Consider the following 15,265-nt stretch of genomic DNA (forward strand, 5'->3'; position numbering starts at 1 on the left):
CGGCTTTTGTTTCCTGATGGCGCTTCGCTTATCAGGCCTACGGATAGCGCTATTTCGCAATGCTCGCCTCCCCCCGCCGTGAATGTTACCCTACGCGCAGGTTTGTAAGGGAGAACACCGTGGCTGCTCATCTGCTTATCGTCGACGCGCTCAATTTGATTCGCCGTATTCACGCCGTTCAGGGATCGCCCTGTGTGGAAACCTGCCAACACGCGCTCGATCAATTGATTATCCACAGCCAGCCAACCCATGCCGTAGCGGTATTTGATGACGACGCGCGCAGCAGCGGCTGGCGTCATCAGCGTTTGCCGGACTACAAAGCAGGACGTCCGCCGATGCCTGACGATTTACATAATGAAATGCCCGCCCTACGCGCCGCGTTTGAACAGCGCGGCGTACGCTGTTGGGCATCAGACGGTAACGAAGCGGACGATCTGGCGGCGACGCTGGCGCTAAAAGTTACCGAAGCCGGACACCAGGCAACCATTGTGTCAACCGATAAAGGCTATTGCCAGTTGCTCTCTCCGGGATTGCGCATTCGCGACTACTTCCAGAAACGCTGGCTGGACGCGCCGTTTATTGAAAAAGAGTTTGGCGTACTTCCCCGGCAGTTGCCGGATTACTGGGGTCTGGCAGGAATCAGTAGTTCGAAAGTCCCCGGCGTTGCCGGTATCGGCCCCAAAAGCGCGACCCAGCTGTTGATTCAGTTTCAAAATCTGGAGGGAATTTACGCCCATCTGGACGAGGTGCCGGAAAAGTGGCGCAAAAAGCTTGAGACGCATAAAGAAATGGCATTTCTTTGCCGCGATATTGCACGTCTGCAAACCGATTTACATATCGACGGAAACTTACAGCAGCTACGGCTGGCGCGGTAGTTTTGTTGCCGGATGGCGGCGTGAACGCCTTATCCGGCCTACAGAACTGCACGAAATGTAGAGCGGATAAGCGCAGCGCCATCCGGCAAAATTACCAGGCGATATGATACAGTTCGACAATGTCCGCCAGACTCGCTTCACGCGGATTGCCGCCCGTACAGACATCATCGAACGCCGCCTGCGCCAGCGCCGGGATATCCTCTTTTCGAACGCCGACATCACGCAAATGCAGCGGAATTCCCACATCGCGATTTAGCGTAAATACGGCTTCCACTGCGGCATTACGCGCCTCTTCAAGGCTCAATCCTTCTACCTTCACCCCCATCGCCCGGGCGATATCACGAAATTTCTCGTTGGTAGACCCAGCATTGAAACGCATCACATGCGGAAGCAAAATAGCATTCGCGACGCCGTGTGGCGTGTTGTAAAACGCGCCCAACGGATGCGCCATCCCATGCACCAGCCCCAGCCCCACATTGGAAAACCCCATCCCGGCAACGTATTGCCCCAGCGCCATCGCCTCACCAGCCTCTTTTTCTCCGGCTACGGCGCCGCGTAGCGCGCCAGCAATAATCTCAATGGCTTTGATATGTAAGGCATCCGTCAGCGCCCATGCGGCCCGGGTAATATAGCCTTCAATAGCATGGGTTAGCGCATCCACGCCCGTTGCCGCTTTCAGCGCGGGCGGCATACCGTCCATCATATCGGCATCGATAAATGCCGCCTGCGGAATATCATGTGGATCGACACAAACGAATTTGCGCCGTTTCTCCTCATCGGTAATCACATAATTGATAGTGACTTCCGCCGCGGTTCCCGCCGTTGTCGGGATCGCCATAATCGGCACGCTGGGTTTACGGGTCGGCGATAGCCCTTCCAGACTGCGCACATCGGCAAATTCCGGATTGTTACTGATAATACCGATCGCTTTGCAGGTATCCTGCGGAGAACCGCCGCCAATGGCGATGAGATAGTCCGCGCCACTTTGGGTAAAGACCTTAAGCCCTTCCTGGACAACGGAAATCGTAGGATTAGGGATCACGCCCGCATAGATCTCCCACGCCAGCCCTGCGGCATCCATTCTGCTTGTCACTTTATCGACCACACCGCATTGCACCAGCGTTTTATCGGTAACAATCAGCGCTTTATGATAACCGCGGCGCGTCACCTCATCGGTTAATGCGTCCACCGCTCCCCGGCCAAACCATGCCGTTTCATTCAGAATCATTCTGTTCGCCATCGCCTGTCTCCTGACATCACTCTTCAATACGTAATCCGTAAGTTTTAAATTTCTCCAGTACGATAGCGATCGCCTCGTCATCCAGTACCGGTACCGGATCGACAATGGCCAGCGTACTTAAATAGAGCTGCGCCAGCACTTCCACTTCATGCGCCAGCCACAACGCTTTGTCTAAATTTTCTTCACAAGCGATAAGCCCGTGATGCTGTAACAGCGTCGCTTTACGATTTTTAAGCGCCACGGCAACATGGTCAGAAAGTTCGCGGGTGCCAAAAGTGGCGTAGGGCGCGCAGGGAATAGAGTTTCCTCCTGCGGCGGCAATCATGTAGTGAATCGCCGGAATCGGGCGATTCAGGATCGAGACTGCCGTACAATGGACAGCGTGGTTATGTACCACGGCATTGGCGTCAGGGCGCGTCTGGTATGCCGCCATATGAAAACGCCACTCGCTGGAAGGCAGCTTGCCCTGCTCATGCTGACCGTCTGCATCAATAAAGACAATGTGCGACTCTGTCAGCTTCTCGTAGGGGATCCCCGTCGGCGTAATCAGCAATCCGCCCTGATAACGTACGCTCACGTTACCTGCCGTCCCCTGATTTAACCCTAACCGCGTCATTTCCAGACAGGTATCAATAATCTGCCGCGCCAGTCTATTTCGTTCCATTATTTACCTCTCTCTGTGATTCAAAATGAGACAACAAAACCGCCTTTCGCATTGCGCTGCTGTCCTGTTGAAATAATCGAATAGTTAGCAACTATCATCATACTGAATAAAGAGAAGGGAATTTAAATAACGATATTTTGTGATTCACATCAATTAATTCGCCACGATAAACCAGACGCCTACCGTTTCTCTCGCCGATAAATGCCCGCTCTTAATAATATTTTTTAAAACGGGCAAAAATGAAGAATAAGTTACTACTGCCCGTTTTCGTGGCAATAATTTAATTCGGGCATTCAGTCTGTGGTTTTTTAAATTAAACATCTCAAACGGTCATTTTTTTATGAAAATTAAAGTGATGATAATCACAGAATGCTCTGCTCTCAGGTATAAATGTGACCGCCATCATATTAAAAGGCCTTTTTTATTTGAAAATGAATCCATGAGTTCATTCCGGACGCCAATTTATTACCGGTAAGAAAAGCGAACTCACCTAATTTTACGGTCTGGTGACCAGAACCGACCGCACGCAAAAGCTTCTGAACCGATGAGGATGCTATGGGAAACACAACAATACAAACGCAGAGTTTTCGTGCTGTGGATGCAGAGCAAAGCAAGAGCAAGCGCTACATTATTCCATTCGCCTTACTTTGCTCGCTATTTTTTCTGTGGGCCGTCGCCAATAATCTGAATGACATTTTATTACCGCAGTTTCAACAAGCTTTTACGCTAACTAACTTTCAGGCTGGGCTTATTCAGTCAGCCTTTTATTTCGGTTATTTCGTCATTCCAATTCCTGCTGGGATTTTGATGAAAAAACTCAGTTATAAAGCAGGGATTATCACCGGGCTTTTTTTGTATGCTGTTGGCGCCGCATTATTCTGGCCTGCCGCCGAGATAATGAATTACACATTGTTTTTAATTGGCCTGTTTATCATCGCCGCCGGTTTAGGCTGCCTTGAAACTGCAGCCAACCCTTTTGTTACGGTATTAGGTCCAGAAAGCGGCGGACATTTCCGGCTTAATCTGGCGCAAACTTTTAACTCCTTTGGCGCTATTATCGCCGTTGTGTTTGGGCAAAGCCTTATTTTGTCTAACGTGCCGCATCAATCGCAAGAAGCGCTTGATAAAATGACGCCGGATCAGCTTAGCGCCTATAAACACAGCCTGGTGTTATCGGTACAAACGCCATACATGATTATCGTCGCCATCGTATTAGTAGTTGCGCTGCTGATTATGCTGACCAAATTTCCGGCCCTGCAAAGTGACGATCATAGCGATGCTAAACAAAGCTCTTTCTTATCTTCTCTCTCCCGACTCATCCGTATCCGCCACTGGCGCTGGGCGGTGCTGGCGCAGTTCTGCTATGTGGGGGCGCAAACCGCCTGCTGGAGCTATCTGATCCGCTACGCCATTGAGGAGATCCCTGGAATGACGCCCGGTTTCGCCGCCAATTACCTGACCGGCACGATGGTGTGCTTCTTTATCGGCCGTTTCACCGGGACCTGGCTTATCAGCCGCTTCGCGCCGCATAAAGTGCTGGCCGCCTACGCCCTGTTTGCCATGCTCCTGTGTCTGATTTCCGCCTTTAGCGGCGGACATATCGGCCTGCTGGCGCTGACGTTGTGTAGCGCATTTATGTCAATCCAGTACCCGACCATCTTCTCGCTGGGTATCAAAAATCTGGGACAGGACACTAAGTACGGCTCGTCTTTTATCGTCATGACCATCATTGGCGGCGGTATTGTCACGCCAGTAATGGGCTTCGTTAGCGACGCCGCAGGCAAAATCCCGACCGCCGAACTGGTTCCGGCATTGTGCTTTGCCGTCATCTTCATCTTTGCCCGTTTCCGTTCACAAGCGGCGACAAACTGAACATTTATCCGAATAACGTGAGGAATCTGTCATGAAAAAAATCAGCTTACCGAAAATCGGTATCCGCCCGGTGATTGATGGACGTCGTATGGGCGTACGCGAGTCGCTCGAAGAACAAACCATGAACATGGCGAAAGCGACGGCGGCGCTCATCACCGAGAAAATCCGCCACGCCTGCGGGGCTCAGGTGGAGTGCGTCATTGCGGATACCTGTATTGCCGGAATGGCGGAATCCGCCGCCTGTGAAGAAAAATTCAGTAGCCAGAACGTGGGCGTGACCATTACCGTTACGCCGTGCTGGTGCTATGGCAGCGAAACCATTGATATGGACCCGATGCGTCCGAAAGCCATCTGGGGCTTTAACGGCACAGAGCGTCCTGGGGCAGTTTACCTTGCCGCGGCGCTGGCGGCGCACAGCCAGAAAGGCATTCCGGCGTTCTCCATTTATGGCCATGATGTGCAGGATGCCGACGATACCTCCATTCCCGCCGACGTCGAAGAAAAACTGCTGCGTTTTGCGCGGGCAGGGTTAGCGGTAGCCAGCATGAAAGGCAAAAGCTACCTCTCCGTCGGCGGCGTGTCGATGGGGATCGCGGGTTCCATTGTCGATCATAACTTCTTTGAATCCTGGCTGGGCATGAAGGTGCAAGCGGTAGATATGACCGAACTGCGCCGCCGTATCGATCAAAAAATTTATGATGAGGCCGAACTGGAGATGGCGCTGGCGTGGGCGGATAAAAACTTCCGCTACGGCGAAGATCAGAACGCCTCGCAGTATAAGCGCAATGAAGCCCAGAACCGCGCGGTGTTAAAAGAGAGCCTGCTGATGGCGATGTGTATTCGCGACATGATGCAGGGCAACAAGACGCTGGCGGACAAAGGGTTAGTTGAAGAATCGCTGGGCTACAACGCCATTGCCGCCGGCTTCCAGGGCCAGCGCCACTGGACCGATCAATACCCGAACGGCGATACCGCCGAAGCGCTGCTCAATAGTTCTTTTGACTGGAACGGCGTACGCGAACCGTTTGTCGTCGCCACCGAAAATGACAGTCTGAACGGCGTAGCGATGCTGTTCGGCCATCAACTCACCGGTACCGCGCAGATCTTCGCCGACGTGCGAACCTACTGGTCGCCGGAAGCCGTAGAACGCGTCACCGGCCAGGCGCTCAGCGGACTGGCGGAGCACGGCATTATTCACCTGATTAACTCCGGTTCTGCCGCTCTGGACGGTGCCTGTAAACAGCGCGACAGCGAAGGCAAGCCGACCATGAAACCGCACTGGGAAATCAGCCAACAAGAGGCGGATGCGTGTCTGGCGGCCACTGAATGGTGCCCGGCGATTCACGAATACTTCCGCGGCGGCGGCTACTCATCCCGTTTCCTGACCGAAGGCGGCGTGCCATTCACCATGACCCGCGTGAATATCATCAAAGGCCTGGGGCCAGTACTGCAAATCGCCGAGGGCTGGAGCGTCGAACTGCCGAAAGCGATGCACGATCAGCTTGATGCCCGCACCAACTCTACCTGGCCTACTACCTGGTTTGCGCCGCGTCTTACCGGCAAAGGCCCGTTTACCGATGTCTATTCGGTGATGGCGAACTGGGGCGCTAACCACGGCGTACTCACCATCGGCCATGTAGGGGCGGACTTTATTACTCTCGCCGCGATGCTGCGTATCCCGGTATGTATGCACAACGTGGAGGAGGCGAAGATCTACCGTCCTTCCGCCTGGGCGGCTCACGGTATGGATATCGAAGGCCAGGATTATCGCGCCTGCCAGAATTATGGCCCGCTGTATAAACGTTAATGCGGCTTAGCCCGGTGGCGCAGGCTTACCGGGCCTACGGGCGCGTGAACCGTAGGCCGGATAAGCGTAGCGCCATCGGGCGGCGTTTATGGAGTTATCTATGAAACAAGACGTTATCCTGGTTCTCGACTGCGGTGCGACTAACGTTCGGGCGATCGCCGTTGATCGCCAGGGGAAAATTGTCGCCCGCGCCTCAACCGCTAACGCCAGCGACATTGCCGCAGAAAATAGCGCCTGGCATCAGTGGTCGCTGGACGCCATCCTGCAACGTTTCGCCGACTGCTGCAGGTCACTCTCCAGCGCCCTGTCGGAGTGTGTTGTTCGCGGTATTACGGTGACTACGTTCGGCGTCGATGGCGCGCTGGTCGATGCGCAGGGTAAGCTGCTCTACCCGGTCATCAGTTGGAAATGCCCGCGAACCGCTGCCGTGATGGAAACGATTGAGCGCTTTATCTCGCCCCGGCAATTGCAGACGCTCTCCGGCGTCGGCGCGTTCAGCTTTAACACGCTGTATAAACTGGTCTGGCTTAAAGAGAATCATCCGCGCCTGCTGGAACAAGCTCACTGCTGGCTGTTTATCTCGTCGCTGATTAACCACCGTCTGACCGGCGAGTTTACGACCGATATCACTATGGCAGGCACCAGCCAGCTCCTGGATATCCATCAGCGCGACTTTAGTCCGGAAATCCTGCAGGCGACGGGCCTGGCGCGCCGCCTGTTCCCACGTATCGTGGAAGCGGGCGCCCCGATAGGCACGCTACAGACAGACGCGGCCAGGCTACTCGGTCTCCCGGCGGGTGTGCCGGTGATCTCTGCCGGACACGATACTCAGTTCGCGTTATTCGGCGCTGGCGCGCAGCAAGGTGAACCGGTGCTCTCCTCCGGAACATGGGAGATTCTGATGGTGCGCAGCGGTCAGGTGGATACCTCGCTGCTCAGTCAGTATCCGGGCTCGACCTGTGAACTGGACAGTCAGTCGGGGCTTTATAACCCCGGAATGCAGTGGCTGGCCTCCGGCGTACTCGAATGGGTACGAAAACTGCTGTGGACGCCGGAAACGCCATGGCAAACGCTGATCGACGAAGCGCGCGCTATTCCCGCTGGCGCGGAAGGCGTGCGGATGCAGTGCGATCTACTCGCCTGCCAAAATGCAGGCTGGCAGGGCGTGACGCTCAATACCACCCGCGGCCATTTCTATCGCGCCGCGCTGGAAGGCCTGACGGCGCAACTGCAGCGTAACCTGCGCACGCTGGAGAAAATCGGTCATTTTAACGCCACAGAACTGTTACTGGTTGGCGGCGGCAGTCGCAACGCTTTATGGAATCAAATTAAAGCGAATCAGCTTGCTCTCCCTATCAAAGTGCTGGACGATGCGGAAACCACCGTGGCCGGCGCTGCCATGTTTGGCTGGTACGGCGTAGGCGAATTTAGTAGCCCGGAGCAGGCGCGCGCGCAGGTCAATTATCAGTATCGCTATTTCTGGCCGCAAACCGAACCTGAAATTATTGAGGGAGTATGAAATGCTAAAAACCATTTCACCGTTAATTTCCCCGACACTGCTCAAAGTGCTGGCCGAGATGGGCCACGGGGACGAAATCATTTTTTCCGACGCTCACTTTCCCGCGCATAGCCTGGGCCCGCAGGTGATTCGCGCCGATGGTCTTAGCGTCAGCGATCTACTGCGGGCAATCATTCCGCTCTTTGAGCTGGATAGCTACGCTCCGCCGCTGGTGATGATGGCCGCCGTGGAAGGCGACACGCTCGACCCCAGCGTTGAAGCGCGCTATCGCGATGCCTTGTCATTAGAAGCGCCGTGCCCGGATATCGTTCGTATCGACCGCTATGCGTTTTATGAGCGGGCGCAAAAAGCGTTTGCGATCGTTATCACAGGTGAGTGCGCGAAGTACGGAAATATTCTTTTAAAAAAAGGGGTAACGCCGTAATCTCTTGCCGGTGCGCCCGCATGACGCGGGCGTTCATCGAATGATGGGGTGAGAAAAATGAAAGCGGCACGCCAACAAGCGATAGTCGATCTGCTGATCAACCATAAAAGTCTGACCACCGAAGCGCTGGCCACCCGGCTTAACGTCAGTAAAGAGACCATCCGCCGCGATCTCAGTGAACTACAGACGCAGGGAAAAGTGCTGCGTAATCACGGACGAGCTAAATATATTCATCGTGAAAATCAGGACAGCGGCGATCCATTCCATATCCGCCTGAAAAGCCATTATGCGCACAAAGCCGATATTGCCCGTGAAGCGTTAGCGTGGATAGAAGAAGGAATGACGATTGCGCTGGATGCCAGTTCAACCTGCTGGTATCTGGCCCGCCAGTTGCCGGATATTCCCATTCAGGTTTTTACCAATAGCCATCCTATCTGTCAGGAGCTGGGAAAACGCGAACGCATTACGCTGATAAGTTCCGGCGGCCAGCTTGAACGTAAATATGGCTGTTATGTTAATCCGTCGCTTATCTCACAGCTAAAATCGCTTGATATCGATCTGTTCATCTTTTCCTGTGAGGGGATCGACGGCGGCGGCGATCTGTGGGACTCCAATGCGATCAACGCCGATTTTAAATCTATCCTGCTCAGGCGCGCCTCGCAGTCTTTATTATTGATTGATAAAAGTAAATTTAATCGTTCAGGAGAGGCGCGCATCGGCCATCTGGATGATGTGACGCATATTGTTTCAGATGCGCCGCAGTCATAGGCCGGATAAGCGTGCGTCATCCGGCGCTGATGACGCGCCGGATGACGGCAGCGCGTTTTTATCGCTCGTCGCGACGTCCGCCAACAGCCGCCCACAATCGACGCACGTGTACCGTCACCTCTTCGCGATCGTGATAAAGCTGACGCGCCTGGATCTGCGCATTAACGCCATGCTCATCCAACTGCGCCTGAAGATACGCCAGGTTATGCGACACCTCTTCATAGCGTTTTTTCATCGGCAGTTTAAGGTTAAAAATCGTCTCCCGGCACCAGCCGTTCACCAGCCACTGCGCCATTAACGCGGTGACTTTGGCCGGCTTCTCCACCATATCGCAGACCATCCACGAAATATTATTCCGGTTCGGACGGTACCTGAAGCCATCCTCACGCAACCAGGTCACCTGTCCGGTGTCCATCAGGCTTTGCGCCATCGGGCCGTTATCTACGGAGTAAACCCACATATTGCGCTTCACTAACTGGTACGTCCATCCGCCGGGACAGGCGCCCAAATCCACCGCATACATGCCGTTCGCCAGACGTTCATCCCACTCATCTTCCGGGATGAAAACGTGGAGCGCCTCTTCCAGTTTCAGCGTTGAGCGGCTCGGCGCATCAGACGGAAACTTCAAACGCGGGATGCCCATATAAAACGGTGAATTGTTATGCGCGAACGAATAACCGGTATAGCAGCATCCTGGCGCGATAAAAAAGACATGAACGACCGGACGCTTCGGCGTTTCATAATTCGTCAATACGCCCGCATCACGCAAAGCCGCGCGCAGCGGCACCGTAAATTTGCGGCAGAACTTCATCAGTTCTTTACTTTCATTGGTATCGGCGACTTCAACCCGCAGCTCGCCGCCCTTTTCCACTACGCCCTGCAACATGCCAACAATCGGCGTAATTCTGTCTTCCGGCGGTAAATGTTGCAGCAGTTCACCCACCACAAACCACTGGCGGGCGAAAATCAGCGAACTGAACGGCAGTTCTGAAATCAGCTTTTCGCCATCTTCCGGCTGGTAGCATTCATAAATGACATAGCCTGCGTTCTCTTTTACGCGTGCAAAACCAAATATTTCCCGTTTTCCCGCTTTATCGGTAATTTCTGCAGCGCACTCTTTTTCAAACCCCGGACGGCAGAGCAAGACAACTTTATTCATGGCTCGCGCCCTTACGTTTCATACGAATGGCGCCAATCAGCAATAGCGCCCAGCCCACCAGGAAACTGACGCCGCCGACAGGCGTGATATACGCCCACAGGCGCAGATGCGAAAGCGCAAGGCAGTACAGACTGCCGCTAAACAGCACTGTGCCCAGCGCCAGAAAAACGCTGCTCCAGTAAAACCAGATGCTGATACGGCGCTGCATCGCCACCGCCAGGCCAAAGATCGCCAGCGTATGGAACGCCTGATATTGCAGGCCGGTCTGAATCCAGCCCATTTCAACCACGCCCAGGGTTTTACTCAAAACATGCGCCCCGAACGCGCCCAGAGCAACGTAAATAAAACCGCTGATAGCGGCGACAATCAGCATAAAACGGCTGGTCATGGTCATACCCTAAGTTAATTATTGTTCGTAACGAAAACGGAATTTTTCTTGCTCCGTCGCCGCCTTCGCCAAAATCCACTGACGGAAGGCGGCTATTTTACCCAGTTCTGCCTGGCTGTCATGACAAACCAGATAAAAAGCATTCTTACTCACCAGAACATCGTTAAATGGACACACCAGTCGCCCGGCTTCAATTTCCGACTGCGCCATAACATTATTCGCCAGCGCGATCCCCTGTCCGTGAATAGCGGCCTGTAGCACCATCGCGCTGTGGCTAAATATCGGCCCTTGCTGAACGTTAATATGGTTGAGTCCTAACTGACGAGTGTAGGCCTGCCAGTCACGCCGGGAGGCGTCGTGCAATAGCGTGTGTTTCGCCAGATCTTCCGGCGTTTTTAACGGTTTTTCGCCTGTGAGTAATAAAGGAGAACAGACGGGCAGTAAATATTCTGCGTATAATTTTTCGACGCGCAAGCCCGGCCAGTTTCCCCGGCCATAAAAAATCGCGACATCGACATCGTCTGCCAGTTTATCTTCCTGACGGTCAACGGCTTGTATCCGAACGTCAATTCCCGGATAAGCTGAGTTAAAGCTGGAGAGCCTGGGCACCAGCCACTGGATGGCAAAACTGGGTGGTAAACTCACCGTCAGCGCCCCTTTAGCACTGCGCGCCTGAAGCTTACGCGTTGCTTCCGTGAGCTGGGAAAATATCTCTTTAATGTCGAGAAAATAGCTTTGGCCTTCTTCCGTCAGCAGCAGCGAACGATTGCGGCGGCGGAACAGTTTTAGCCCCAAAAAATCCTCAAGTGACTTAATTTGGTGGCTTACTGCGGCCTGCGTCACAAAAAGTTCTTCCGCTGCTCGCGTAAAGCTCAAATGGCGCGCGGCAGCATCAAAAACGCGTAACGCATTTAAAGGAGGTAATCGTTTTGACATGGCCTCTGGACTTAATGTCGAATGAATTTAACAAATAGGTAACAACATGTAACCTATTAGTTTTTTTAATCTGAGACATTATAAATTGTCCGTTGAGGTTCTACCAGCAAATACCTATAGTGGCGGCACTTCCTGAGCCGGAACGAAAAGTTTTATCGGAATGCGTGTTCTGATGGGCTTTTGGCTTACGGTTGTGATGTTGTGTTGTTGTGTTTGCAATTGGTCTGCGATTCAGACCACGGTAGCGAGACTACCCTTTTTCACTTCCTGTACATTTACCCTGTCTGTCCATAGTGATTAATGTAGCACCGCCATATTGCGGTGCTTTTTTTTGTATAACAAACGGTTAGTTTTCCAGAGCCACCATCTCTTTCACGTCAGTACGATTGATCTGCTGTTTGTTGCCATTAGCGTCTTTATACGAAATCATACCGGTATCGTTATCGGTCTGGGGTTTACCGTCGGTCACAATGCTACGTCCATCATTGGTGTGCATAACGTAATTAGGACCGGAACAGGCGCTCAGGGCAAAAGTCAGCATACATGCAGAGATAATTGCGGCAGTCTTTTTCATCTTCTTCTCCTTAAAGCTGTTTGTGCTATTTAAAGCGGACTCCGTAACAGGCTTAAACATTCGCCTAACATTATTCAGCATAACCTCCTTTACATAATTCGCCAGGATATACAGACGATTCCGATGGTTAGGACAAACCTTGTATCAGCCGCGCTTTTACGCCACGATCGGTAAACTGAACCGAGGAATATCATGAACGCTTTTAATCCCACGCAGTTTCGCGCGCAGTTTCCCGCGCTAGCCGATGCGGGTGTTTATCTCGATAGCGCCGCCACGGCATTAAAGCCACAGGCAGTCATTGACGCCACGCACCAGTTTTATTGTTTGAGCGCCGGTAACGTTCATCGTAGCCAGTTTGCGCAGGCGCAGCGCCTGACGGCGCAATATGAAGCGGCCAGAGCAAAAGCGGCGCGACTGTTAAACGCGCCCGATGAAAAAAGTATCGTCTGGACACGCGGCACCACCGAAGCGATCAACATGGTGGCGCAGTGTTACGCCCGTCCTCGTCTGCGCCCCGGCGATGAAATTATCGTTAGCGTCGCCGAGCATCACGCCAACCTTGTGCCCTGGCTGATGGTGGCGCAACAAACCGGCGCGCAGGTCATAAAACTGCCGCTTAATGACCGGCGTCTTCCTGATATTGAACGTCTGCCGGAACTGATCACGTCGCGCAGCCGCATTCTGGCGCTGGGGCAAATGTCGAACGTAACGGGTGGCTGCCCGGATCTCGCAAGCGCTATCAGCGCCGCTCACGCAGCGGGAATGGTCGTGATGGTAGATGGCGCGCAAGGCGCGGTACACTTCCCGGCGGATGTTCAGCAGCTTGATATCGATTTTTATGCTTTTTCCGCTCACAAACTGTATGGCCCGACCGGTATCGGCGTGCTGTACGGTAAGCCGGAGCTTCTTGAGGCGATGTCGCCCTGGCTCGGCGGCGGCAAGATGATCCGTGACGTTAGCTTTGAAGGCTTCACCACTCAAAGCGCTCCCTGGAAGCTGGAAGCGGGGACGCCGAACGTCGCCGGGGTCATCGGCCTGAGCGCTGCGCTGGAATGGCTGTCCGATATCGATATTGAACAGGCCGAAAACTGGAGCCGGGGGCTGGCGACGCTGGCGGAAGACGCACTGGCGAAACGCCCGGGCTTTCGTTCGTTCCGCTGCCAGGACTCCAGCCTGCTGGCCTTTGATTTTGTCGGCGTGCACCACAGCGATATGGTGACACTGCTGGCGGAATACGGTATTGCGCTCCGGGCCGGGCAACATTGCGCCCAGCCATTGCTGGCGGAACTTGGCGTCACAGGGACTCTGCGTGCCTCTTTTGCGCCGTATAATACCCAACATGATGTGGATGCGTTGGTTAACGCCGTTGACCGCGCGCTGGAACTGCTGGTGGATTAATGACAAACCCTCTTTATACCGGACACCCGTTCGGCACAACGGTAACGGAAGAGACGTTACGCGCTATCTTTCTCCCGCTGACCCAGTGGGAGGATAAATATCGTCAGTTGATTCTGTTAGGAAAACAGCTCCCCGCTCTGCCGGATGAATGCAAAGCGCAGGCGAAAGAGATAGCCGGCTGCGAGAACCGCGTCTGGCTGGGCTTTACCCGATCAGATAACGGAACGATGCACTTTTTCGGCGACAGTGAGGGGCGGATTGTCCGCGGCCTGCTGGCGGTATTGCTCACCGCGGTGGAAGGAAAAAACGCCGCCGAATTACAGGCTCGTTCACCGCTGGCGCTGTTTGATGAGCTGGGTTTACGCGCCCAGCTTAGCGCCTCACGCAGTCAGGGGCTGAACGCGCTGAGCGAAGCGATTGTTGCCGCAACGCATAAGGGTTGAAATAGCGTAAATATTCTGTCGCCTGACAGCGCCGTCCACGGCGGTCAGGCGATGCAGATAAAATAATCCAGTCACTTTATTAGTTTCGGCGTCAGATTTCCCTGATAAACATTCTTTTGATTTTTATCAGCTATCACAATGAAATTACAATGTTAGAATCCATGTTAAAACGGCGTGAAGATTTTAGAGTAAATAAAGCCACTCGATGTAGCGTAGCAGGAGAACTGGAAACTTCATACGTATCGGGTGAAGTTATAACAGGATATGGATAAGTGGAAAAATATCTGCGTAGCGGTACCATGTTTGTGGTACTGGCATTTATATTATGGGGGTTAACACCTTTATATTATCAATATTTATCAGGGGGGAACCTCGCACAAATATTGATATACCGGGTATTCTGGTCAATTCCATTATTACTGGCAGTAAGATTGTTATTTCGGCAGCGAACGCGATTTCATGATGCCTGGAAAGATAAAAAATCTTTTTTCTTCTGCATGATTGCCGGACTTTTGATGATTGTCTCATGGTCATCTTTTATTTATGCGCTAACCCATCATCTGGTACTTGATGCCAGCCTCGGCTATTTTATCAACCCGCTATTTGTTATTGCGCTGGGATGCATTTTTCTTAAAGAAAAACTGTCGTTGTTTCAGGCCATCGCCGTTTTTTCTGGTGTCTGTGGCCTGACTTTTCAAATTATCATGTTACGGCATTTCCCGGCGCTGGCGCTAACCATGGGATTATCATTTGCGCTATATGGCCTGGCGCGAAAGTTTATACATTATGATGTGATGACATCGATAACGATTGAAACATTATGGGCATTGCCTGTCTCACTATTAATTTTTCTCTTTAGCGATACTGGACCAATTATATCCGCTAATACTCCTTTCTTTTTGTATGTTATGACGGCGCCAGTGACAATCATTCCACTGGTATTATTTGCCATCGCGTTAAATCACACCTCGTTGATTGTCACCGGACTGGCGCAATATATAGAGCCGTCTTTACAGTTCTTACTTGCCATTATGATATTTGGCGAGCACATTAATTACGCGGAACTGCTCTGCTTTTGTGCAGTATGGTTCGGGTTGTTTCTATGCATATCTGAAAATTTATATTCCCATTATCTCCGCGCCCGTCTGAAACCGGTGTTCGGCAGGGTACAGCGCTTCTTTCGCTAACAAAGGGCGCA

At 52.9% G+C, this 15,265-nt stretch carries 15 protein-coding genes; 9 read left to right on the forward strand and 6 right to left on the reverse strand.

The genetic code is table 11. From position 1 onward, the window contains the following. Window positions 1–119: 119 nt before the first annotated feature. Window positions 120–875, forward strand: coding sequence for a flap endonuclease Xni (xni, locus tag ACLJPQ_RS16535; protein ID WP_001519360.1), 756 nt, complete (start codon window positions 120–122; stop codon window positions 873–875). 91 nt (window positions 876–966) lie between these two features. Here the strand turns inward: xni and fucO are convergent, their stop codons facing one another. Both fucO and fucA read right to left on the reverse strand, forming a co-directional pair. Then, window positions 967–2,115, reverse strand: a complete 1,149-nt coding sequence (fucO, locus tag ACLJPQ_RS16540; RefSeq protein ID WP_000013564.1) for a lactaldehyde reductase — start codon at window positions 2,113–2,115, stop codon at window positions 967–969. Window positions 2,116–2,131: 16 nt separating this feature from the next. Next, window positions 2,132–2,779 (reverse strand): L-fuculose-phosphate aldolase, encoded by a 648-nt coding sequence (gene fucA, locus ACLJPQ_RS16545; protein ID WP_000440819.1) that lies wholly within the window; start codon window positions 2,777–2,779, stop codon window positions 2,132–2,134. Between the two features lie 555 nt (window positions 2,780–3,334). On the opposite strand from fucA, the gene fucP reads away from it, so the two are divergent. The 5 genes from fucP (at window position 3,335) to fucR (ending at window position 9,169) form a co-directional block, all read left to right on the forward strand. Further along, window positions 3,335–4,651 (forward strand): L-fucose:H+ symporter permease, encoded by a 1,317-nt coding sequence (gene fucP / locus ACLJPQ_RS16550; protein ID WP_000528622.1) that lies wholly within the window; start codon window positions 3,335–3,337, stop codon window positions 4,649–4,651. Window positions 4,652–4,682: 31 nt separating this feature from the next. Next, on the forward strand, window positions 4,683–6,458 hold the full coding sequence (gene fucI, locus ACLJPQ_RS16555) for an L-fucose isomerase (RefSeq protein WP_000724126.1): 1,776 nt from the start codon (window positions 4,683–4,685) through the stop codon (window positions 6,456–6,458). Between the two features lie 100 nt (window positions 6,459–6,558). Further along, complete coding sequence (fucK, locus tag ACLJPQ_RS16560; protein ID WP_001670246.1) at window positions 6,559–7,977, forward strand: L-fuculokinase; 1,419 nt, start codon at window positions 6,559–6,561, stop codon at window positions 7,975–7,977. A 1-nt stretch (window position 7,978) separates the two neighbouring features. Continuing rightward, window positions 7,979–8,401: an L-fucose mutarotase gene (gene fucU, locus ACLJPQ_RS16565; RefSeq protein WP_000920848.1), complete on the forward strand. Its 423-nt coding sequence runs from the start codon at window positions 7,979–7,981 to the stop codon at window positions 8,399–8,401. Between the two features lie 57 nt (window positions 8,402–8,458). Beyond that, complete coding sequence (gene fucR, locus ACLJPQ_RS16570; RefSeq protein ID WP_000642333.1) at window positions 8,459–9,169, forward strand: L-fucose operon activator; 711 nt, start codon at window positions 8,459–8,461, stop codon at window positions 9,167–9,169. A gap of 58 nt (window positions 9,170–9,227) precedes the next feature. On the opposite strand, the gene rlmM is transcribed toward fucR, so the two are convergent. The 4 genes from rlmM to ACLJPQ_RS16590 form a co-directional block, all read right to left on the reverse strand. Then, on the reverse strand, window positions 9,228–10,328 hold the full coding sequence (gene rlmM / locus ACLJPQ_RS16575; RefSeq protein ID WP_001045494.1) for a 23S rRNA (cytidine(2498)-2'-O)-methyltransferase RlmM: 1,101 nt from the start codon (window positions 10,326–10,328) through the stop codon (window positions 9,228–9,230). Further along, on the reverse strand, window positions 10,321–10,716 hold the full coding sequence (locus tag ACLJPQ_RS16580) for a DUF423 domain-containing protein (RefSeq protein ID WP_000203913.1): 396 nt from the start codon (window positions 10,714–10,716) through the stop codon (window positions 10,321–10,323). Before ACLJPQ_RS16580 ends, rlmM begins: the two co-directional genes overlap by 8 nt. Before the next feature lie 18 nt (window positions 10,717–10,734). Then, the gene (gene gcvA, locus ACLJPQ_RS16585; protein ID WP_000044409.1) at window positions 10,735–11,652 is read right to left on the reverse strand and encodes a glycine cleavage system transcriptional regulator GcvA; all 918 of its coding nucleotides are present in this window, start codon (window positions 11,650–11,652) and stop codon (window positions 10,735–10,737) included. Window positions 11,653–11,998: 346 nt separating this feature from the next. Continuing rightward, window positions 11,999–12,226: a YgdI/YgdR family lipoprotein gene (locus ACLJPQ_RS16590; RefSeq protein ID WP_000750393.1), complete on the reverse strand. Its 228-nt coding sequence runs from the start codon at window positions 12,224–12,226 to the stop codon at window positions 11,999–12,001. Between the two features lie 192 nt (window positions 12,227–12,418). Here ACLJPQ_RS16590 and csdA point away from each other — a divergent pair, with 192 nt between their 5' ends. The 3 genes from csdA to rarD all read left to right on the forward strand — a co-directional run bounded on the left by csdA (window position 12,419) and on the right by rarD (window position 15,254). Then, entirely contained in the window at window positions 12,419–13,624 is a 1,206-nt protein-coding gene (gene csdA / locus ACLJPQ_RS16595) for a cysteine desulfurase CsdA (RefSeq protein ID WP_080184772.1), read from the forward strand. Then, entirely contained in the window at window positions 13,624–14,067 is a 444-nt protein-coding gene (csdE, locus tag ACLJPQ_RS16600; RefSeq protein WP_000184198.1) for a cysteine desulfurase sulfur acceptor subunit CsdE, read from the forward strand. The genes csdA and csdE overlap by 1 nt, the downstream gene beginning before the upstream one ends. A gap of 299 nt (window positions 14,068–14,366) precedes the next feature. Next, on the forward strand, window positions 14,367–15,254 hold the full coding sequence (rarD, locus tag ACLJPQ_RS16605) for an EamA family transporter RarD (protein ID WP_014343890.1): 888 nt from the start codon (window positions 14,367–14,369) through the stop codon (window positions 15,252–15,254). The last annotated feature ends 11 nt before the right edge of the window (window positions 15,255–15,265 follow it).

This window comes from Salmonella sp. SAL04213, from assembly GCF_046550535.1.
GTDB classification, from domain to species: Bacteria; Pseudomonadota; Gammaproteobacteria; order Enterobacterales; family Enterobacteriaceae; genus Salmonella; species Salmonella enterica.

Excerpts from the sequence above, each read along its gene's own strand:
- fucO (WP_000013564.1), bottom strand. The coding sequence starts at position 2,115 with ATGGCGAACAGAATGATTCTGAATGAAACGGCATGGTTTGGCCGGGGA.
- fucA (WP_000440819.1), bottom strand. The coding sequence starts at position 2,779 with ATGGAACGAAATAGACTGGCGCGGCAGATTATTGATACCTGTCTGGAA.
- fucP (WP_000528622.1), top strand. The coding sequence starts at position 3,335 with ATGGGAAACACAACAATACAAACGCAGAGTTTTCGTGCTGTGGATGCA.
- fucI (WP_000724126.1), top strand. The coding sequence starts at position 4,683 with ATGAAAAAAATCAGCTTACCGAAAATCGGTATCCGCCCGGTGATTGAT.
- fucK (WP_001670246.1), top strand. The coding sequence starts at position 6,559 with ATGAAACAAGACGTTATCCTGGTTCTCGACTGCGGTGCGACTAACGTT.
- fucU (WP_000920848.1), top strand. The coding sequence starts at position 7,979 with ATGCTAAAAACCATTTCACCGTTAATTTCCCCGACACTGCTCAAAGTG.
- fucR (WP_000642333.1), top strand. The coding sequence starts at position 8,459 with ATGAAAGCGGCACGCCAACAAGCGATAGTCGATCTGCTGATCAACCAT.
- rlmM (WP_001045494.1), bottom strand. The coding sequence starts at position 10,328 with ATGAATAAAGTTGTCTTGCTCTGCCGTCCGGGGTTTGAAAAAGAGTGC.
- ACLJPQ_RS16580 (WP_000203913.1), bottom strand. The coding sequence starts at position 10,716 with ATGACCAGCCGTTTTATGCTGATTGTCGCCGCTATCAGCGGTTTTATT.
- gcvA (WP_000044409.1), bottom strand. The coding sequence starts at position 11,652 with ATGTCAAAACGATTACCTCCTTTAAATGCGTTACGCGTTTTTGATGCT.
- ACLJPQ_RS16590 (WP_000750393.1), bottom strand. The coding sequence starts at position 12,226 with ATGAAAAAGACTGCCGCAATTATCTCTGCATGTATGCTGACTTTTGCC.
- csdA (WP_080184772.1), top strand. The coding sequence starts at position 12,419 with ATGAACGCTTTTAATCCCACGCAGTTTCGCGCGCAGTTTCCCGCGCTA.
- csdE (WP_000184198.1), top strand. The coding sequence starts at position 13,624 with ATGACAAACCCTCTTTATACCGGACACCCGTTCGGCACAACGGTAACG.
- rarD (WP_014343890.1), top strand. The coding sequence starts at position 14,367 with ATGTTTGTGGTACTGGCATTTATATTATGGGGGTTAACACCTTTATAT.